Consider the following 19,145-nt stretch of genomic DNA (forward strand, 5'->3'; position numbering starts at 1 on the left):
CGCACATCCAAGACATGAACTGTCAGATGTTCTCTAGGCACAACATCTAAAATTTCTTGATCTACCGCGCCACGCGTGCCTCTTCTTTTTTGCTAACATGCCATACGACTATATGATAGTGTGGAACTTCAACACCAGGATGACCCGCGTTGAAATAAATTGTAATATGATCCGCCTTTCCGGCAGCACCTTTTAAATCGAACGCCTTTTTGTTTTGGAAATCCTCAGTAGGAATCATATAGATTGTACTTACCAACCGATCGTGTCGATCGAATGCGCGGAAAGGACCCGCCGGCAGAGTCCCGGGCTTGACGTACAGCGCTCCGATCCCCGGCAAAAAGCCAGGCAGATTCACCAGGGAACTCACTTTCCTATAACCCTGTTGCTCGCTCACCTTGCGTTCATTCTGTCTCTTGCGCGACCAGCGGGGCTTTCGGTCGCTACTCATTCCAGAACGAACCAATTTTGCCTTCGGTTTTAACTGCGCCCAATCGGAATCTTGTGCGATCAGGTCGTGATTTTTTATACATACTTGCCTTTCCTGGGCACCAACACAGGAAATAATCGACAGAGCTCCAGAAAACACAAGCTGCAAAATGGCCATGATCCGCTCCCCCGGCACTATGAATTAACCTAGCTTGTCATTTTCTCTGCCGCTGTTTGTCCGAACGAAGCGCTGCCCCTGACTGTACAAAGCCTGCCTGGGAATTATCATCAGAGTTCTGGCGAAGCCAATTCTCGGCCGGGCCAAAGCGCCTCCATCCCTGCACGACTGCACTAAGGTTGACTTCTTTCCATTTTGGATGATTCGGCACAGTGGCAAGCTCGGCAAAATGCGAGAAGAACTTGTGGACAAAATTTTGCAGCAGGAGACGGCGGCTGCTTCGCTCTGGCCAATCATACGCCAGCAATACCGCCAATACCGCGACAGTATCGATGGCGCTACCAGGGGCAATAAGGTTGGGGTAGTCGCCATCAGTAAAAACTGCCGGAGAGTATATATCGTCAGCAACTAGCGACGTCGATATTGGAACAAGATGAAAGCCTGCATCTCTTTTGTACTCCGAAAGCCAAGACAGGGGCTTGCCCTCAATAGTGAGGGTGGCCGCGAGTTCCCCGGCCCGAATTTTTTCCAGTGCATCTTGCTGACTTATATTAACTGGCCAAAATCTAATATTCATTTTGTTGAGAAGTTCGCGCCCTAGTATGTCGGTCGCGCCACCCGAAACTCCCAGGTTAACGGCTTTACCAGAAAGATCAGCTATATTTTGGATGCTATGTCCGGCAATTATATGCAACTCTTCTTTGTAGAGCGGTACGATATAGGCAATTTTCTGTGAGACGACATTGCTTACTTGAGTATTTCGGACAAAATCAAACAAAACAGCCGGAACAATAGCCATGTCGACATCAGGTTTTGTCAAAAGATCACGAATATCCTGAATTCCCCCCATGCCAACCGTTACTGCTACGCGCAACGCCATCTCACCTCTTGGGCCGGTCTCCTGCCCGTCGGCAATAACGGCGGAAATATCACTTGCGATCCACTGGTCGGTACCTGCTGCGGTGGTAAGGCCAATTGTATGCGGGTCGCCTCGGCCACTGATCTTCGTCAAGAGCGCTCGCTCGTGAGTCTGAGCCATAAGGGCAGGTACGCAAAAGATTTGGCCAACAATGAACCAGCTTGCTACGGCAGCGCCACATCGATATCGCCCGCTCGCGCCACGCATTTGCTTCAACCGTTCAGGTTGGGGAGCACGCCTTCCAGATGTCCGAGCACATCCGGAAAGTTACCACCTTGCCGCAGGCCTTGGTTCGCTGCAAGAGCCGCGCTCGCTCGTATTCGGTTGTGTGAGCATCTAGAGGGTGTCTGGAAAATCGCCTGATGGCCAACTGAGTGAGATGACCACTCAGCATTATGCCACCGATCTCAGCGACGCCGAATGGGAGATCCTCGCGCCGCTCCTTGAGCCGCGCACGCGGCGCGGACGGCCGCGCACGCATGCTGTGCGCACCATGCTGAATGCCGTGCTGTCCGTGCTGCGCGGCAGCGTGTCCTGGCGGCTTCTCCCGCGTTTCGCCGCTTCCTGGACGAGATCGAGGCGACCGTGCCGGCCGACCTCGACGTGCATCTGGTGCTCGACACCTCGGCGACGCACAAGACCAAGCTTATCCGCGACTGGCTGGCGCAGCGCCCGCGCTACCACGTGCACTTCACGCCGACCTCGGCCTCGTGGATCAACCAGGTCGAGCGGTGGTTCGGCCTGCTCACCGACCGAGCCATCCGGCGTGGGGTGCACTGCTCGGTGGAGGAACTTGAACGCGACATCCGCGCCTTCATCCAGGCCACGAACGCCGACCCCAAGCCGTTCCGCTGGGTGAAGTCGGCCGACGCCATCCTGGCCAGCGTCAAACGCTTCTGCCTGCGAACAATCGACCCTGAAACAGATGATGCGCCTTTGCCGCAAACTTCAGGCGCAGGACACTAGACGCCGAACGCCAATCCCTCGCGCGCGTAGTCCTCGCGGACGCATTGCAGGATGAGGGGGATCTCCGGTGAGGGATCGTCCTTGCGGTAGCTCATGATGACGGGGATGAGGGCCCGCTCCTCGTTCAGCGGCCGGTAGGCGACGCCGTCGCGGCGGAGGCGCTCGACGGAGGCGGGGACGACGCACACCCCCGCCTCGGCGGCCACGAGGCCCAGCGCCGTCTGCAATTCGCGCACCTCGTGGATCACCGGAGGGCGCACCGCGTGGTCGCGGAACAGCGCCAGGATGCGGTCGGCGTTGTTGGGGCGCGCGCTCTTCGGGTAGATGATCAGCGGCGTGTCGGCGAGGTCGCGCAGCCGCAGCGGCCCCGGCGGGCGGGCGGCGTCCCAGGCCGTCGGCACGGCGACGATCATCGTCTCGTTGCGCAGCAGCACGCGCGCGATCGCCGGGTCCTCGATCTCGATGCGGCCGAACCCGACGTCGATGCGGCCCTCCTTGAGCGCCGCGATCTGCTCCAGCGTCAGGAGTTCGAGCAGCGTCAGGTCCACGTCCGGGCGCTTCAGCCGGTAGCCGCGCAGGATCTCCGGCAGGCGGCCGTACAGGGTCGAGGCCACGAACCCGACCCGGAAGCGGTTGCGCTCGGTCAGGCGCAGGCGCCGGCCCGTCTCGCGCAGGTCGTCCATTCGCTCAAGGATCTGCAGCGCCTGCTCGAAGATCAGCCGGCCCGGCTCGGTCAGGCGCAAGGGCCGCGCCCCGCGCTCGATCAGGGACAAGCCGAGTTCGTCCTCGAATTGCTGGATCTGCTTGCTCAGCGCGGGCTGGGCGACGTGCATCGTCTCGGCAGCCCGCGTGAAGCTCTGCTCGCGGGCGACGGCCACAAAGTAGCGCAAGTGCCGGAGCTCCACTTATTCCTCCCAGGAATGTTTTCGTTCCCAATCGGTCTTGGACGCCGCAATGCCCCCTGTCTAGAACGTGAAGAAGAGGAAACGCCCAGGAGCGAGCGAGGCCCGGCCGATCCGGCCCATCGAGCGCCACGCCCTTCCTGCGCAGGTGAGAGGACGATCCGAGCCGGCCGCGCCCCGCGTGGACCCGCAACGATCCCGCTCGCTCCCGAGCCACGCCCGTGAGGCCAGGAGGACGTCGTGCTGGAAGATCTGCATCAGATTGTCGAGACCGCGGTTGAGGATAATCCCGAGACGGGCACCTATCGCTGCCGGCGCGACATCTTCACGGATCCCGACATCTTCGAGTTGGAGATGCGGCATATATTCGAGGGGAACTGGATCTACATGGCCCACGAGAGCCAGATCCCGAACCCGAACGATTATTTCACGACCTATATGGGCCGCCAGCCGGTGGTCATCACCCGCAACCGCAAGGGCGAGCTCCAGGCCTTCGTCAACGCGTGCAGCCATCGCGGCGCGATGATCTGCCGGCACAGGCGCGGCAACAAGGCGACCTTCACCTGCCCGTTCCACGGCTGGACCTTCAGCAACGGCGGCAGGCTGCTCAAGGTCAAGGACCCGGAGGGCGCGGGCTATCCCGACAGCTTCAACCGCGACGGCTCGCACGACCTGACGCCCGTGGCCCGGTTCGAGAGCTACCGCGGTTTCCTGTTCGGCAGCCTCAACCCGGACGTGAAGCCGCTCACCGAGCACCTCGGCGAGGCGACGAGGATCATCGACATGATCGTCGACCAGTCGCCGGACGGGCTCGAAGTGCTGCGCGGCGCCTCGACCTACGTCTTCGACGGCAACTGGAAGCTCCAGACCGAGAACGGCGCCGACGGCTACCACGTCAGCGCGACGCACTGGAACTACGCCGCCACGACGAGCCGCCGCAAGGAGACCCACGTCGTCGACAAGACCCGCGCGATGGATGCGGGCGGCTGGGCGAAGCAGGGCGGCGGCTTCTACTCCTTCGCGCACGGGCACCTGCTGCTCTGGACCACCTGGGCCAACCCGGAGGACCGCCCGAACTGGGACCGGCGCGAGGAGCTGGCGGCGGCTCACGGGCAGGCGATGGCGGACTGGATGATCAGCCGCTCGCGCAACCTCTGCCTCTACCCGAACGTCTACCTGATGGACCAGTTCTCGTCGCAGATCCGCACCTACCGGCCGATCGCGGTCGATAAGACCGAGGTGACGATCTACTGCATCGCCCCGAAGGGCGAGGCCCCCGAGGCGCGGGCCCGGCGCATCCGCCAGTACGAGGATTTCTTCAACGCGAGCGGCATGGCGACCCCGGACGACCTCGAGGAGTTCCGGGCCTGCCAGCTCGGCTACCAGGGCCGGGCGGCGCGCTGGAACGACCTCTGCCGGGGCGCCACCCACTGGATCGAGGGCGCCGACGAGGGCGCGCGGGCGATCGGCCTCGAGCCGCTGCTCAGCGGCGTCAGGACCGAGGACGAGGGCCTGTTCGCGATCCAGCACCGCTACTGGATGGAGACGATGCGCCGGCACCTGCCGTAGCGCGACGCGCCCGAACCCTCCCGGTCCGCGCGGGAGGGGTCCGCAAGCCAACGCCATCGACGACGGACCGGCCCCTCCCGGGCGCCGAACGCCCCGTCACGCCCGCAGGAGACCCCGATGACCCTGACCCTGGAAGAGGTGCAGCAGTTCCTCTACCGCGAGGCCCGCTACCTCGACGACCGCGACTTCGACGCCTGGCTCGCGCTCTACGCCCCCGACGTCGAGTTCTGGATGCCGTCCTGGGACGACGACGACCAGCTCGTCACCGACCCGCAGCGCGAGGTCTCGCTGATCTACTACGACAGCCGCGGCGGCCTGGAGGACCGGGTCTTCCGCATCCGCACCGAGCGCTCCAGCGCCACCAGCCTGCCGGAGCCGCGCACCTCGCACCACATCTCGAACGTCGAGATCCTCGCGCAGGACGAGCTCTCCTGCCGGCTGCGCTTCAACTGGCTCACCTTCAACTACCGCTACAAGACCGTCGACACCCATTTCGGCACGTCGTTCTACACGCTCGACAATAGCGGCGGCACCCCGCTGATCAAGAAGAAGAAGGTCGTTCTGAAGAACGACTACATCCACCACGTCATCGACGTCTATCATATCTGAGGAGGGCGCCGTCATGTACACTGTCGCGCTCAACTTCGAGGACGGGGTCACCCGGTTCGTCGGCTGCCGGCCGGGCGAGACGGTGGCCGACGCCTCCTACCGGATCGGCATCAACATCCCGCTCGACTGCCGGGACGGCGCCTGCGGCACCTGCCGGGTGCACTGCGAGTCCGGCCGCTTCGATCCGGGCAGCTACATCGAGGACGCGCTGTCCGACGAGGAGGCCGCCCAAGGCTACGGCCTCGCCTGCCAGATGCGCCCGCGGACCGACCTCGTGCTCGCGGTCGCGGCCTCCTCGCACCTCTGCAAGACCGGCGGCGCCGCGCACAAGGGCACGATCGGGGCGGTGCGGCGGCTGTCCGACACCACCTTCGGGCTCACGGTCGAGACGCCCGAGCCGATCGGCTTCCTGCCGGGGCAGTACGTCAACATCGCGCTGCCGGGCAGCGGCCAGCAGCGCTCCTACTCGTTCAGTTCGGCCCCGGGCGGCACGCGGGCGGAGTTCCTGATCCGCAACATCCCGGGCGGGCTGATGAGCACCTACCTGGCGGAGGCTGCCAAGCCCGGCGCGAGCCTCGACCTGACCGGCCCCGCGGGCAGCTTCTACCTGCGCGAGATCCGCCGGCCGGTGCTGATGCTCGCCGGCGGCACCGGGCTCGCACCCTTCCTGTCCATGCTGGGCAGGATCGCCGAGGGCGGCAGCCCGCACCCGGTCCACCTCGTCTATGGGGTGACGCACGACGCCGACCTCGTGGAGGTCGAGGCGCTGGAGAAGGCCGCCGCCGCCATCCCGGGCTTCAGCTTCGCCACCTGCGTCGCCTCCCCCGACAGCGCGCATCCGAGGAAGGGCTACGTCACCGAGCACCTCGCGCCCGAGCACCTCAACGGGGGCGACGTCGACACCTACCTGTGCGGCCCGCCCGCCATGGTCGACGCGGTGCGCCGCAGCCTGTCCGAGCGGGGCGTGACGCCCGCGAGCTTCCACTACGAGAAGTTCGCGGCGAGCGGAGCGGGAGGCGCGGCATGAGCCGGGACATCCACACGCCCGGGCGCTTCGCGGGCAAGGCCGCGGTGGTCACGGGCGCCGCGCAGGGCATCGGCCGCGAGGTGGCGCTGCGGCTCGCCCGCGAGGGCGCCGCCCTCCTCCTCACCGACCGCTCGGAGATCGTCGAGGAGACCGCCGCGGAGTGCCGCGACCTCGGCGCGACGGCGGCGGTCCGTCTCGCCGACGTCGAGGCCTCCGAGCCCTGCGAGGCCGTGATGGCGGCGGCGGTCGAGGCGTTCGGGCAGCTCGACGTGCTCGTCAACAATGTGGGCGGCTCGATCTGGTTCAAGCCCTTCGCCCATTACGCGGCCCACGAGGTCGAGGCCGAGATCCGGCGCTCGCTCTTCCCGACCCTGTGGTGCTGCCGGGCGGCGCTGCCGCACCTGCTCGCCGCCGGGGGCGGCAGCATCGTCAACGTCTCGTCGGTCGCGACGCGGGGCGTGAACCGCGTGCCCTACGCGGCCGCCAAGGGCGGGGTGAACGCGCTCACCGCCTGCCTCGCCTGGGAATACGCCGCCCACGGCATCCGGGTGAACGCGGTCGCGCCCGGCGGCACCGAGGCGCCGCCCCGGCGCATCCCGCGCAATCCCGCGCCGCCGGGCGAGCAGGAGCGCGCCTGGATCGCCGAGGTGGTGGCCCAGACCAAGGCGTCGAGCCTGATGGGCCGCTACGGCACCGCGGCCGAGCAGGCCGCCGCCATCCTGTTCCTCGCCTCCGACGAGGCCTCCTACGTCACCGGCGTCACCCTGCCGGTGGCGGGGGGCGACCTCGGCTGAACCGACCCCCCGAGAAGACCAACCCTCAAGAGAGGAGACGCCCCATGTCCACGATCACCGAGTCCACGATCACCGATTCCCCCGAGGCGCAAGCCCTGTTCGACAAGGTCGCGGGCCTCGACACCGCCGCCGGCAACCCGCGCCTCAAGCGGATCGTGCGCCGCGTCGTCGCGGATGCGTGCCGGATCATCGAGGACCTCGACGTCACCCCGAGCGAGTTCTGGACCGCGATGAGCTACCTGACCGAGACCGGCCGGAAGAACGAGTTCGGGCTGCTCATGCCCGGCCTCGGCATCGAGCACTTCATCGACCTGTGCGTCGACGCCAAGGAGCGCGCGGCCGGGATCGCGGGCGGCACGCCGCGCACCATCGAGGGACCGCTCTACGTCGCGGGCGCGCCGCTCGCCAAGGGCGAGGCGCGGCTCGACGACGACCCGGAGGACGGCGAGGTGCTGATCGTCGAGGGCCGGGTCACGGGCCGGGACGGCGCGCCCCTGCCGGGGGCGGTGGTGGATGTCTGGCACGCCAACACGCTCGGCAACTACTCGGTCTTCGACACGAGCCAGAGCCCCTGGAACCTGCGCCGCCGCATCGAGACGGACGGGAACGGTTGCTACCGCTTCCGCAGCATCCTGCCGAAGGGCTACGGCTGCCCGCCGCAGGGCCAGACCCAGAAGCTCCTCGACCAGCTCGGCCGGCACGGCCGGCGCCCGGCCCACATCCACTTCTTCGTCTCGGGGCCCGGGCACCGGCAGCTCACGACGCAGATCAACCTCGCGGACGACCCCTACGTCCACGACGACTTCGCCTTCGGCACGCGCGACGGGCTGGTGGTCGAGGTCGCGCCGGTCACCGATCCGGCGGCGCTCGCCGCTTCGGGGATGACCGCCCCCTTCTCGCGGATCCGCTTCGATTTCGCGCTCAACCCCGAGGTCGCGCACGCGCCCGACCCGGTCGTGGCGCGCCCCCGCGCCGAGGCCGCCTGACGCCTCCCGGGCCTCTCCCGCCCGAGAGGCCCGACCCCCTCCCGTGCGAACCGGCGGGCACCAAGCCCCGCCGGCACCAAGTCCCGCCGGCACCAAGTCCCGCCGGCACCAAGTCCCGCCGGCACCAAGTCCCGCGCCCTGCTTCCGAAGGCTCCGTCATGCTCGCGAAGACCCAGATCCACGACGCCGCGAGTCCGGCGCCCGCCCGCGACCTCGCGGTCGCGGAGATCCGCTCCACCGTCGTGGACGTCCCCACCGTGCGCAAGCACAAGCTTTCCCAGACCTCCGTCACGGCGCAGAGCTACGTCGTCGTGCAGCTGCGGCTCGCCAACGGCGTCGAGGGCATCGGCGAGGCGGCGACGCTCGGCGGGCCGCGCTGGAGCGAGGAGAGCGTCGAGGGCATCAAGGCCACCATCGATCGCTACCTCGCCCCGTCCCTGCTCGGGCATCCGGCCGACCGCTTCGTGGCGGCGGGCGAGCGCCTCGACGCGGCGGCCAAGCGCAACAACGCCGCCAAGGCGGCGATCGAGACCGCCCTGTTCGACGCGGTCGGCCGGACGCTGGGCCTGCCGGTCGCGGCGCTGCTCGGCGGCGCGGTCCGGGCGAGCCTGCCGGTGCTGTGGACGCTCGCCTCCGGCGACCCCGACCAGGAGATCGCGGAGGCCGAAGCCAAGCTCGACGCGCGCCTGCACCGCACCTTCAAGGTCAAGATCGGCGCCCAGGCGCCGGAGGCCGACCTCGCGCGGCTGGCGCGGCTGGCCCGGGCGCTCGCCGGCCGCGCCACGCTCATCGTCGACGCCAACCAGGCCTGGGACGAGACCACCGCCCGGCGCGTCCTGCCGCGGCTCGCCGATCTCGGCATCGCCCTCGTGGAGCAGCCGCTGCCGGCCTGGAACGTCGCCGGGATGGGCCGGCTGCGGGCGCGCGACGATGTCCCGCCGCTCCTCGCGGACGAGTGCGTCTTCACCTCCCACGACATGCTGGCGGTGGCGCAGGCCGCCGCCGCCGACGCGGTCTCGCTGAAGCTCGTGAAGCACGGCGGGCTCGTGGGCCTGCGCAAGGTCGCGGCGGTGGCGGAGGCCGCCGGGATCGCGCTCTACGGCGGCTGCCTGCTGGAGAGCTCGATCGGCGCCGCCGCCCATCTCCAGGCCTTCGCGGGCCTGCGCGACCTGGCCTGGGGCTGCGAGCATTTCGGCCCGCAGATCCTCACCGACGACCTCGTCACCGAACCCCTGCGCTTCCACGATTTCGCGGTGCATCTGCCGGACGGCCCCGGCCTCGGCGTCGCCCTCGATCCCGACAAGCTGCGCCACTACGCCCGGAGCTGATCCCATGCTGTACTGCGTCGAGATGGACGTCGCGATCCCGCACGGCCTCGATCCCGCCCTCGTCGCCGCGCTGAAGTCCGACGAGAAGGCCCGCGCCCAGGACCTGCAGCGGCAGGGGAAGTGGGTTCACCTGTGGCGCGTGGCCGGACGCTACGCGAACGTCAGCATCTTCGACGTCGCGAGCCACGACGAGCTGCACGACATCCTGTCCGGCCTGCCGCTCTTCCCGTTCATGACCATGCGGGTGACGCCGCTCGCGCGCCATCCCTCGGCGATCGCCTGAGCCCGTCGCACCCCCGGGCCCCCGATCGGGCCGGCGCGCGACCGAGACCGCCTCCTCCAGAAGGGACAACGATCATGTCCGCGACACGCAGCATCGACGTCCAGGACGTCATCAACCGCCACGGCGTTTCCGGCTTCCAGGTCCGGATCGTGCTCCTGTGCTTCCTCGTCGTCGCCATCGACGGCTTCGACACCGCCGCGATCGGCTACATCGCCCCGGCCTTGCGCGCGCAGTGGCAGCTCGGCCAGGCGCAGCTCGCGCCGCTGTTCGGGGCCGGGCTGTTCGGCCTGATGGTCGGCGCCTTCCTGTTCGGCCCGCTCGCCGACCGGATCGGCCGCAAGGCGATGCTGGTCGCCACCACGGCGTTCTTCGGGCTCGCCAGCCTCGCCTCGGCCTGGTCGACCTCGATCGAGATGCTGACGGTGCTGCGCTTCGTCACCGGGCTCGGGCTCGGGGGCGCGATGCCGAACGCGATCACGCTCACCTCCGAGTATTGCCCGGAGCAGCGCCGCTCGTTCCTGACCATGGCGATGTTCTGCGGCTTCACGGTCGGCTCGGCGCTGGGCGGCTTCGCGGCCGCGCACCTGATCGCCGATCACGGCTGGACCTCAGTCCTGGTGCTCGGCGGAATCCTGCCGCTCGCCCTGACCCCGCTGCTGGCACTCGGCCTGCCCGAATCGGTGCGCTTCCTCGTCCTCAGGCAGGCTCCGGCGGACCGGGTGGCCGCGCTGCTGCGGCGCATCGCGCCGGGCGAGGACCTGTCCGGCGCCCGCTTCACGGGCATCGCGGCCGCGAAGGGTTCGCCGATCGGCCAGTTGTTCCAGCCCGGCCTCGTCGCCGGCACGCTCTGCCTGTGGCTGACCTTCTTCATGAGCCTGCTGATCTTCTACCTCCTGTCGAGCTGGCTGCCGACGATCATCAGCAGCGCGGGCCTCTCGCTCAAGGAGGCGTCCCTGATCACCGTGATGCTGGCGACCGGCGGCACGGTCGGCGGCCTCGTGCTCGGGGCGCTGATGGACCGGGCCAACCCGCACGCGGTGCTCGGCCTGTCCTATCTCTGCGCGGCGGGGTTCGTGGCCCTGATCGGCAGCGCCACCGGCTCGGTCGCGCTGCTCGCCGTCGCGGTGTTCGGCGCGGGCTTCTGCGTCGCGGGCTCGCAGATCGGCATCAACGCGCTCGCGGCGAGCTACTACCCGACCGCGAGCCGGGCGACGGGCGTGTCCTGGGCGAACGCGGTCGGCCGGGTCGGCTCGGTCGCGGGCTCGATGATCGGCGCCTCGCTCCTCGGCCTCGGGCTCGGCCTGCCGGCCACCTTCGGCCTCGTGGCGGTGCCGGCCCTGATCGCGGCGCTGAGCATCGGGCTCAAGGGCCGGCTCGTCCGCCCTCTCCTGCCCCTCGCGGCCGCCGCGCCGGCGGTGCAGCGGTCCTGACGGCCGCCGCCCCGTCGTCGCGCATCCCTCGCAAAGGACTTGGACCCATGAGTCTCCCACCCGTCGTGATCGCGGTCGCGATCACCGGCTCGGTGCCGCGCAAGGCGGACAACCCCGCCGTCCCGACCCGCGTCTCCGAGCAGATCGAGTCCACCCACGAGGCCTACGAGGCCGGCGCCAGCCTCGTGCACATCCACGTGCGCAACGACGACGAGAGCCCCTCCTCCGACCCGGACCGGTTCGCCGCCGTCCAGGAGGGCGTGCGCAAGCACTGCCCGGGCATGATCGTGCAGTTCTCCACCGGCGGGCGCGGCCGCGACCCGGCCGCGCGCGGCCTCTCGCTGGTCCACCGCCCCGACATGGCCTCGCTCTCCACCGGCTCGGTCAACTTCCCGAGCATCGTGTACGAGAACCCCGCCGCGCTCGTCACCGAGCTCGCCGGGCAGATGCGCCGCCACGGCATCCGGCCCGAGATCGAGATCTTCGACCTCTCGCACCTGCACGGGGCAAGGCGGCTGATCGAGGCGGGGCTGATGGACGAGGCGCCCCACGTGCAGTTCGTGCTGGGGGTGAAGAACGCGATGCCGGCCGACGAGCACCTGCTCGACATCCTGCTTTCCGAGACGCGGCGGATCCTGCCCCAGGCGACCTGGACGGCGGCGGGGATCGGGCGCGAGCAGGCGCGGGTGATGGACTGGGCGCTGGCGCGGGGGGCGGAGGCGGTGCGCACGGGGCTTGAGGACAACATCCGGGTGACCAAGGACCGGCTGGCGGCGAGCAACGCCGAGCTGGTCTGGCTGGCGGCCGAGGCCGTGCGCCGGCACGGGCGCCGGGTGGCGACCCCGGCCGAGGCCCGCGCCATCCTGCACCTGCGCCCGGCGGCGTAGGCGGGCCCGCCCGCCGACGGGGGCGCGGCCGACGCGGTCCCGCCTCGCGCGGAGGCCTGCCGCCCGGGCCCGGTTCTGCCGGAAGGCCGCCTGATCCGACATCCGACCGATTGCTTCGCCATCTCGGATTTCGGCCTGCGGATGTCGGCTTCGCTCAGGCGCCGCGCTCAGGCGCCGCGCAGGCGCGTGATCCGGGATCCGCGTCGATCACGCGGGTCCCGGATCAGTCCCCGTCACGCCAGCTGATCGGGCACGAGCCCGCCGAGGAACCGGAACATCCCGAGCGACATCGCCGCGTCCGCGCCCTGCGCCGTCGCGGGGCCGAGCGCCCGCAGGCACGCGTCGAGCGCGGCGGCCGGATCGATCCAGGCGCCCTCGACGAGCCAGAGCCAGCGCCCGGTCCCGGTTCGCACCTCCCGGTAGGAGGCGACGCCGAGGCCCGCCCGCGTCGCGGCCTCGTCGCTCTCGCACAGGTGCACCGCGAGCACGCCGGACAGCGCCATCATGCGGGGGCTCGCCCGCGTCGCGAGCCACGCGCGCAGGCGCTCCGCCTCCCGGGGCAGCGGGCCGAGTTCCGCCACGAACAGGCCGCCCCCGGTCCCGCGGGCGACCGTGTGGGTCACCGCGCAGCCCATCCGGCCCATGCCGCGAAACAGCGGCAGGGCGGCGAGCGTGCGCGGCGTCGGGGTCTCGAGGGCCCGCAGATAGGCCGGGGAGCGCAGGGTGCCGGCGGCCTCGACCTCGTAGAGCGTGAAGTAGCGCCAGCCCGCCAGCCGCGGGTCGCGCAGGGCCTCGACGTAGCGGCGCGCCCGCAGGAAACCCGGGATGGCGACGCGCTCGGGCAGGTGCTCGTGCGTGTACCAGTCGTTGAACTCGTCCTCGCGCGCGGGATCGATGCCGCCCCACAGGGCCAGCGCGGCCTCCCCCAGGAGCCCGGGCGGGAGGGGTGGGGCGGGGTCGCTCGGCATCGGCGGCGTCCTGCTATTCGAGGATGATCTTGCGCGTGAACGCGACCGCGTAATCCGTCATCGCGTCGCAGCGCGCGGAGGCGGCCGCCTCGTCGCCGCGGCCGATCGCTTCGGCGAGATCGGCGTGGACCCGCGCCACCTCCATCAGGTCCCCGAACCGGTCGTGATGGACGTAGAAGAAGCGGCGCGAGAGCGCGTGCAGCGGCGACAGCGCGCGCGCCGCGTAGGGGTTGCGGGCGCATTCGCAGGTGAAGCGCTTGAGTGCGAAATGAACCCGCAGGTAGAGGAGCGGGTCGCGCTTCGCGCCGGCCTCGCGGAGTTCGACCGCGCTGCCCAGGTGCGCCTCCCGCTCGGCCCGGGTGGAACGCCGGGCGGCCCAGACCGAGACCAGCCGCTCGAGCTCGCGACGGGCGTCGAGCACCAGGAGCTGCTCGGAGACCTGCACCTCGGTGATCTTGATGCCGTGCCGCCGCAGCAGCACCACCAGGTGGTCGGCCGCCAGCCGCTGCAGCGCCTCGCGCACCGGGGTGCGCCCGATGCCCGTGCGCTCGCTCAGGGCCGCCTCCGACCACAGGCTGCCCGGCGGGAGCGCCGCCGTGACGATCAGCTCCTCCAGGGCGGCATAGGCCTGATCGCCGAGGCGCAGCGCGGCATTGCCGGCGGGGGATTCGGCGGGCGCGTCGCGGGAGAGCGGCAAGGGACCTCGGGGCGGCAGGGAGGCGGGTCCTCCCTGGTAGGCCGAATCCGCCCCGGGCGACAATCGTCGCGCGGCCGGGTGGCGCGCGGCGCTCAATCCAGCCGCGCCCCGTCGCGGTTCAGCCGCGCGCGCAGGTCCGCCCCCGCGATGGCGCGGGGCGCGACCCGGTCGAGCGCGGCGATGGCGGCCGCGTGCCCGATCGCGTGGCCGTAGCTGAAGCACTGGGCGGTCACCCGGGCGGAGGCGACCGCCTCGTGCTCCGCCGACAGGCAGCGGCCGGCGAACAGCAGCCCCTCGCCGCGCTCCGGCACGAAGCAGCCGTAGGGCACCTCGTAGACGTCGTCGATGAGCCACTCGACCCGCGGCTTGGCCCCGGAATGCAGCTCGATCGGCCAGGGCGAGCGGGCGATCCCGTCGGCGAACTTGGTGCCCGCCACCACGTCGGCGTTGCGCAGGAGCGCGACGCCCCTGGCCTGCCTGGTCTGGCGCACGCCCACCTGCACGCCGGTGTCGTTCACGAAGCTCGCCTCGCACCCCGCGAGGTGGTCGCGGAAGAAGCGGGCGTATTCCCGCACCTGGCGCCGCCCCTCGATCTCGGCCTCGGTGAAGTCGCGCGCGAACAGCGTGTTCAGTTCGCGCCCGTCCGCCCCGATCACGCGGGTGCAGTTGCAGAGGAGTTCGCCCGGGCGCGTGGTCGTGAACAGCCAGATCTTCGCGCGCGGGAGCGTGTAGCCGTTCCCGGCCGCCTTCTCGCGGATGAGGGCCGAGACCTCCTCGCCCATGATCGTGTCGGTCCCGTAGCGGCTCACGAAGCGGGCGGTGTCGACGCCCATCAGCCGGAAGATCATGGTCGGATTCTGCACGCGCCCGTCCTGCCCGACGAACGAGGGCAGCCCGGCCATCGCCACGACGTCGGCGTCGCCGCTCGCGTCGACCGTGACCTTGGCGCGGATGCGGGCCCTGCCCTCCTTGGTGAAGGCGACGACGCCCTCGACGCGCTCGGCCCCCTCCACCAGGGCGCCGGTGACGACGGCGTGGTAGATGATCCGCACGCCGGCCTCCGCCAGCAGCGCGTCGGCCGCCTCGCGCCAGACCAGCGGGTCGTGCACGCGGGTGTAGGTCTTGCCGTAGCGCACCGGCTCGGCGAGCCCGCCGCGCGCCTCCAGGGCCGCCACGAACTCGTCGAGGAAGCCGTGGACCACCTGGCGCGGCGGCGCGGCGCGGTCCTCCGTCGCCGCGTACATGCCGCAGATGGTCCCCGAGAGACCCGCGACGGCCCCTCCGCCGCAGAACCCGTAGCGCTCCAGGAGCGTGACCCGGGCGCCCTGCCGGGCCGCGGTGACCGCCGCGGCGACCCCCGCCGCCCCGCCGCCGACCACGAGCACGTCGGTCTCCAGGGAGAACCCGGTGCGATCGTCGATCCCCTCACTCACGTCCCACTCCCGGTTCGTCCGTCGAAGCCCGCGACCCCGCGCGGGCCGGTCCCGCATCCCGATCCGGGATGCCGCGCATCGTTTCCTCGGCCGCCCGGATCAGTTCACGAGCGAGCAGCCGCCCGCCTCGAGGGGCCGGAACGCCTCGGCGGCCGGCACCTTGCGCAGGAGCTTGTAGTAATCGTAAGGCCCGCCGCTCTCCGCCGGAGCCTTGACCTCGAACAGGTAGAGGTCGTGCGTGGCCCGGCCGTCGCTGCGCACCGCGCCGTGCCCGAAGAGCGGGTCGTCGGTCTCCAGGCGCTTCATCTCCTGCACCACCGCCCGGCCGTCGTCGCGCCCCGCGGCGGCCCGGGCCTTCAGGTAATGCGTGACGGCCCCGTACACGCCGGCATGGACCATGTTCGGGTAGACGCCCCCGCTGCGGGCCGCGAAGCGCTTGGCGAAGGCGCGCGTGCCCTCGTTCAGGTCCCAGTAGAAGGCCTCGGTCAGCACCAGCCCCTGCGCGGCCTTCAGCCCGAGGGAGTGGATGTCGCTCAGGGTGATCAGCATGCTGGCGAGCTTCTGCCCGCCCTGGACCAGGCCGAACTCCGCCGCCTGCTTGACGCCGTTGATCGTGTCGGCGCCGGCATTGCCGAAGGCCACCACCTTGGCCCCCGAGGCCTGCGCCTGGACCAGGAACGACGAGAAGTCGCCGGTCCCGACCGGGTGGCGGACCTTGCCGAGGATGCGGCCGCCCGCGGCCGTCAGCGCCTCGCTCGCGTCGCGCTCCAGCGCGTAGCCGAACGAGTAATCGACCGTGATGAAGTACCAGGTGTCGAAGCCCGCCTTGGTCAGGGCGCCCCCGGTGGAATTGGCCAGCGCCCAGGTGTCGTAGGTCCAGTGCACCGTGTTGGGCGAGCAGTTCTTGCCCGTGAGGTCCGAGGTCCCGGCGCCCGAGACCAGCAGCACCCGGTTCTTCTCGCGGGCCACCTCCGCGACGGCGAGGGCCACCGACGAGGTCGGCACGTCCGCGATGGCGTCGACGCCCTCCTGGTCGAACCAGCGCCGGGCCAGCGCCGAGCCGATATCGGCCTTGTTCTGGTGGTCGGCCGAGACCACCTCGATCGGGAGGTCGCCGACCCGGCCGCCGAAATCCTCGGCGGCCATCTGGGCCGCCAGCGCCGAGCCGCGCCCGCCGAAATCCGCGTAGATCCCGCTCATGTCGGTGAGCACGCCGATCCGCACGGCCTTCTCGCCCGCCCGGGCGCCCCCGGCCGAGAGGGCGACCGCCAGCAGGGCCGCCCCGACCATCCGCACCGTCATGGTTTCCCTCCCTCGTTGGTCCCGTTCGGTCTCGCCGGGGCGGTCGGGAGCGCCGCGCCGCCCGCGGGGCCGGGGCGCCGGCTCACGCGGCGAACAGCCCCGCATCCATGAAGGGCAGCGGATCGGCGATCCGGTGCGGCGCGAACTCCATCTGGTCGAGGATGTCGCGCCGCACGTCGATCCCGCGCGCGACCTCGACCAGCGCGAGACCCTCGGGCTCGACCCGGAACACCGCGCGCTCGGTGATGACGAGGGCCGATTGGCCGCGCTCCGCGACGCCCCGGCGGACCGGATAGGTCACCTGCTCGGCGCGGGCGACGAGCTTGCGCACCGTGCCCTCGCGCCGGATCGACAGCCCGCCCTCCCCGATGGCGCAGTCGAGCCCGCCCGTCGTGAAGGTGCCGGTGAAGAGGAGGTCCCGGGCATTCTGGGCGATGTCGATGAAGCCCCCGGCGCCCGGGTTACTGGAGCCGAACCAGCTGACGTTGACGTTGCCGCCGGCGTCGAATTGCGCGAAGGCCAGCGCCGCGAACGGGCAATTGCCGCCGTCGATGAAGTCGAATTGCTGCAGGCCGTCGAGCAGGGCCTCGGGGCCCATATTGGCCGAGAACTGCCAGCCGCTCATCACGACGCCCCCGAAGGGACCGTGCTCGGTGGTGAACTGGTAATCGTCGATGCGGCCGTGGTCGAACAGCCCGGCCTCCGCCATGACGAGGGGGGCGTCCGAGGAGGCGCCGAAGCCGAAGATGCTGGTCCGGCCTGGCCTGACCTCGGCGGCGGCGCGCCGGGCGATGACCTTGTCCGGCCCGAGGGCGAGCCGCGGCAGGTCCGACGGGGCCGCGCGCCGGCCGCCGAGATAGACCGGGTCGAACAGCGTGTCGGTGCCCGACATCTGGTCGGGCTCGACGACGTAGTGGTCGACGAGCGTGCCGGGCACGCGCACGTGGTGGGCCGGGCGCGAGTGCCGCTCCACCTCGCGCCGCACCTGCGCCACCACGATGCCGCCGGACGCCTTCACGGCGAGGGCGAGGGCCGTGTTGGACGACATCAGGGCCTCGTCCTCGTAGGAGAGGTTGCCGAAGGCGTCCGCCGAGGAGGCGCGGATGAAGCCGACGTTCAGCGGGAAGGTCGGGTAGAACAGGTACTCCTTGCCCCTGAACTCGATCAGCTCGATCAGGTCCTCGGTCGCGCAGGGCGTGAATTTGCCGCCCTGCTGGCGCGGATCGGCGTAGGTGCCGAGGCCGATCTCGGTCATGTAGCCGGGGCTGCGGCGCGCGACCTCGCGCAGCCAGTGCATGCTGGCGCCGATCGGCCAGCTATAGGCCTCGACGCGGTTCTCGCGGATGAGCCGCATCAGTTCGGGCCGGGTCCGCTTCACCGGGTGCAGCGGGTTCACGTAGGAGCCGGAGATGATCCGCCTCATCAACCCCTCGATCGCGACGTGGTCCATGCCGCGGATGTCGATCGAGTCCCCGGTCCCGCACGGGAAGTAGAAGGTGAGGTCGCGCGGGTCGCCCTCCTCCTGGAAGCGCGCGCCGAGCGCCTTCAGCAGGGCATCGGGCGTGATCCAGCCGATCACGCCGACGCTCGCGACCGTGTCCCCCGAGCGGACGAGGCCGGCGGCCTCGGCGGCGGTGATGCGCTTGCTCATGCCGTGACTCATGCCGTGACTCCGAAGCGCCGCAGCGTCCCTTGCGCGACGGGGTGGCCGCAATCGGCCGCGAACAGGCGGTTCGCCCAGGCATCCGCGGCCTCCGCCGTGCCGGCGATCGCGGGGGCGTAGAAGTGCTTGGTGGAGGCGACGGCCGGCGGCGGCAGCGCCGCCAGGGCCTCGGCCTCGCGCAGCGCCGCCTCCAGGACGCTCGCGCCGGGGGCGACGAGCGCGTCGGCGAGGCCGAGGCGGTGGGCCTCGCGCCCGTCGAACGGCGCCGCGCCCCAGGTCAGGCGGCGGGCCGCCACGGGCCCGACGCGGGCGACCACGGCCTGCAGGCCCCAGGGCGGGATCCAGCCGATGGAGACCTCCGGCAGGTGCCAGCGCGCCTCGCTCGCCGTGACGACGACGTCGCAGGAGATCGCCAGCACGAAGCCGCCGCCGAGCGCGAATCCGTCGACGGCCGCGATCACGGGCGTGCCCAGGAAGGCGATCGAGCGGGCGAGCGCCGCGGTCCGGGCCTCGTGCGCGCACATCCCGGCGAGGTCGGTCTCGGCGAGTTCCTTGAGGTCGCTCCCCGCGCAGAAGCCCGGCGCCGCGCCGGTCAGCACGATGGCGCGGGTGTCGGCCTCCCGGTCCAGCCGCGCGAATTCCCGCGTCAGGTCCTCCACCAGCTGGACGCCGATCGCGTTCCGGCGGCGCGGGCGGTCGATCGTCAGGATCGCCACGCTGCCTTTTCTCTCGACGATGAGGTCCGACACGCCTTGCCTCCATTGGATATCGGTACCAT

At 70.2% G+C, this 19,145-nt stretch carries 18 protein-coding genes and 2 pseudogenes; 11 read left to right on the top strand and 9 right to left on the bottom strand.

The features are described 5' to 3' along the window. Positions 1 to 61: 61 nt before the first annotated feature. Positions 62 to 604, bottom strand: coding sequence for a DUF5602 domain-containing protein (locus QA634_RS06695; protein ID WP_012331254.1), 543 nt, complete (start codon positions 602 to 604; stop codon positions 62 to 64). A gap of 37 nt (positions 605 to 641) precedes the next feature. Beyond that, positions 642 to 1,616 carry a TAXI family TRAP transporter solute-binding subunit gene (locus QA634_RS06700; RefSeq protein ID WP_265576546.1) on the bottom strand — a complete coding sequence of 325 codons (975 nt, stop codon included), beginning with the start codon at positions 1,614 to 1,616 and terminating at the stop codon, positions 642 to 644. A gap of 286 nt (positions 1,617 to 1,902) precedes the next feature. Here QA634_RS06700 and QA634_RS35770 point away from each other — a divergent pair. Both QA634_RS35770 and QA634_RS06705 read left to right on the top strand, forming a co-directional pair. Continuing rightward, positions 1,903 to 2,046, top strand: a pseudogene (locus tag QA634_RS35770) (transposase); the annotation flags it as partial. Between the two features lie 29 nt (positions 2,047 to 2,075). Then, positions 2,076 to 2,489, top strand: a pseudogene (locus tag QA634_RS06705) (IS630 family transposase); the annotation flags it as partial. On the opposite strand, the gene QA634_RS06710 reads toward QA634_RS06705, so the two are convergent. Further along, positions 2,486 to 3,394 carry a LysR family transcriptional regulator gene (locus tag QA634_RS06710; RefSeq protein ID WP_012331256.1) on the bottom strand — a complete coding sequence of 303 codons (909 nt, stop codon included), beginning with the start codon at positions 3,392 to 3,394 and terminating at the stop codon, positions 2,486 to 2,488. The pseudogene QA634_RS06705 and the gene QA634_RS06710 overlap by 4 nt on opposite strands. A 237-nt stretch (positions 3,395 to 3,631) precedes the next feature. Here QA634_RS06710 and benA point away from each other — a divergent pair, with 237 nt between their 5' ends. The 9 genes from benA (at position 3,632) to QA634_RS06755 (ending at position 12,304) form a co-directional block, all read left to right on the top strand. Continuing rightward, the gene (gene benA / locus QA634_RS06715) at positions 3,632 to 4,960 is read left to right on the top strand and encodes a benzoate 1,2-dioxygenase large subunit (RefSeq protein ID WP_012331257.1); all 1,329 of its coding nucleotides are present in this window, start codon (positions 3,632 to 3,634) and stop codon (positions 4,958 to 4,960) included. A gap of 117 nt (positions 4,961 to 5,077) precedes the next feature. Next, entirely contained in the window at positions 5,078 to 5,569 is a 492-nt protein-coding gene (gene benB, locus QA634_RS06720; RefSeq protein WP_012331258.1) for a benzoate 1,2-dioxygenase small subunit, read from the top strand. Positions 5,570 to 5,582: 13 nt separating this feature from the next. Then, a complete protein-coding gene (benC, locus tag QA634_RS06725) occupies positions 5,583 to 6,596 on the top strand; it encodes a benzoate 1,2-dioxygenase electron transfer component BenC (RefSeq protein WP_012331259.1) in 1,014 nt (337 codons plus the stop codon). After that, positions 6,593 to 7,390 (top strand): 1,6-dihydroxycyclohexa-2,4-diene-1-carboxylate dehydrogenase, encoded by a 798-nt coding sequence (locus QA634_RS06730; protein WP_012331260.1) that lies wholly within the window; start codon positions 6,593 to 6,595, stop codon positions 7,388 to 7,390. The genes benC and QA634_RS06730 overlap by 4 nt, the downstream gene beginning before the upstream one ends. A gap of 44 nt (positions 7,391 to 7,434) precedes the next feature. Next, positions 7,435 to 8,376, top strand: coding sequence for a catechol 1,2-dioxygenase (gene catA, locus QA634_RS06735; protein ID WP_012331261.1), 942 nt, complete (start codon positions 7,435 to 7,437; stop codon positions 8,374 to 8,376). A gap of 158 nt (positions 8,377 to 8,534) precedes the next feature. Beyond that, positions 8,535 to 9,704 carry a muconate/chloromuconate family cycloisomerase gene (locus QA634_RS06740; RefSeq protein ID WP_012331262.1) on the top strand — a complete coding sequence of 390 codons (1,170 nt, stop codon included), beginning with the start codon at positions 8,535 to 8,537 and terminating at the stop codon, positions 9,702 to 9,704. Positions 9,705 to 9,708: 4 nt separating this feature from the next. Beyond that, positions 9,709 to 9,987: a muconolactone Delta-isomerase gene (gene catC / locus QA634_RS06745; protein WP_012331263.1), complete on the top strand. Its 279-nt coding sequence runs from the start codon at positions 9,709 to 9,711 to the stop codon at positions 9,985 to 9,987. 74 nt (positions 9,988 to 10,061) lie between these two features. After that, complete coding sequence (locus QA634_RS06750; protein ID WP_012331264.1) at positions 10,062 to 11,417, top strand: MFS transporter; 1,356 nt, start codon at positions 10,062 to 10,064, stop codon at positions 11,415 to 11,417. 47 nt (positions 11,418 to 11,464) lie between these two features. Beyond that, positions 11,465 to 12,304 (top strand): 3-keto-5-aminohexanoate cleavage protein, encoded by an 840-nt coding sequence (locus QA634_RS06755; RefSeq protein ID WP_012331265.1) that lies wholly within the window; start codon positions 11,465 to 11,467, stop codon positions 12,302 to 12,304. Positions 12,305 to 12,537: 233 nt separating this feature from the next. On the opposite strand, the gene QA634_RS06760 is transcribed toward QA634_RS06755, so the two are convergent. The 6 genes from QA634_RS06760 to QA634_RS06785 form a co-directional block, all read right to left on the bottom strand. Then, a complete protein-coding gene (locus QA634_RS06760) occupies positions 12,538 to 13,272 on the bottom strand; it encodes a DUF4286 family protein (RefSeq protein ID WP_012331266.1) in 735 nt (244 codons plus the stop codon). A gap of 13 nt (positions 13,273 to 13,285) precedes the next feature. Next, on the bottom strand, positions 13,286 to 13,969 hold the full coding sequence (locus QA634_RS06765) for a GntR family transcriptional regulator (RefSeq protein ID WP_012331267.1): 684 nt from the start codon (positions 13,967 to 13,969) through the stop codon (positions 13,286 to 13,288). Positions 13,970 to 14,061: 92 nt separating this feature from the next. Next, the gene (locus QA634_RS06770) at positions 14,062 to 15,402 is read right to left on the bottom strand and encodes an FAD-dependent oxidoreductase (protein ID WP_012331268.1); all 1,341 of its coding nucleotides are present in this window, start codon (positions 15,400 to 15,402) and stop codon (positions 14,062 to 14,064) included. Between the two features lie 99 nt (positions 15,403 to 15,501). Further along, complete coding sequence (locus QA634_RS06775) at positions 15,502 to 16,704, bottom strand: ABC transporter substrate-binding protein (RefSeq protein ID WP_012331269.1); 1,203 nt, start codon at positions 16,702 to 16,704, stop codon at positions 15,502 to 15,504. 82 nt (positions 16,705 to 16,786) lie between these two features. Further along, positions 16,787 to 18,355: an acyl CoA:acetate/3-ketoacid CoA transferase gene (locus QA634_RS06780; protein ID WP_018262280.1), complete on the bottom strand. Its 1,569-nt coding sequence runs from the start codon at positions 18,353 to 18,355 to the stop codon at positions 16,787 to 16,789. An 8-nt stretch (positions 18,356 to 18,363) separates the two neighbouring features. Beyond that, positions 18,364 to 19,116: an enoyl-CoA hydratase/isomerase family protein gene (locus tag QA634_RS06785; RefSeq protein ID WP_012331271.1), complete on the bottom strand. Its 753-nt coding sequence runs from the start codon at positions 19,114 to 19,116 to the stop codon at positions 18,364 to 18,366. Positions 19,117 to 19,145: the final 29 nt, after the last annotated feature.

Origin of the sequence: Methylobacterium sp. CB376, from assembly GCF_029714205.1 — a bacterium.
Classification (GTDB): domain Bacteria; phylum Pseudomonadota; class Alphaproteobacteria; order Rhizobiales; family Beijerinckiaceae; genus Methylobacterium.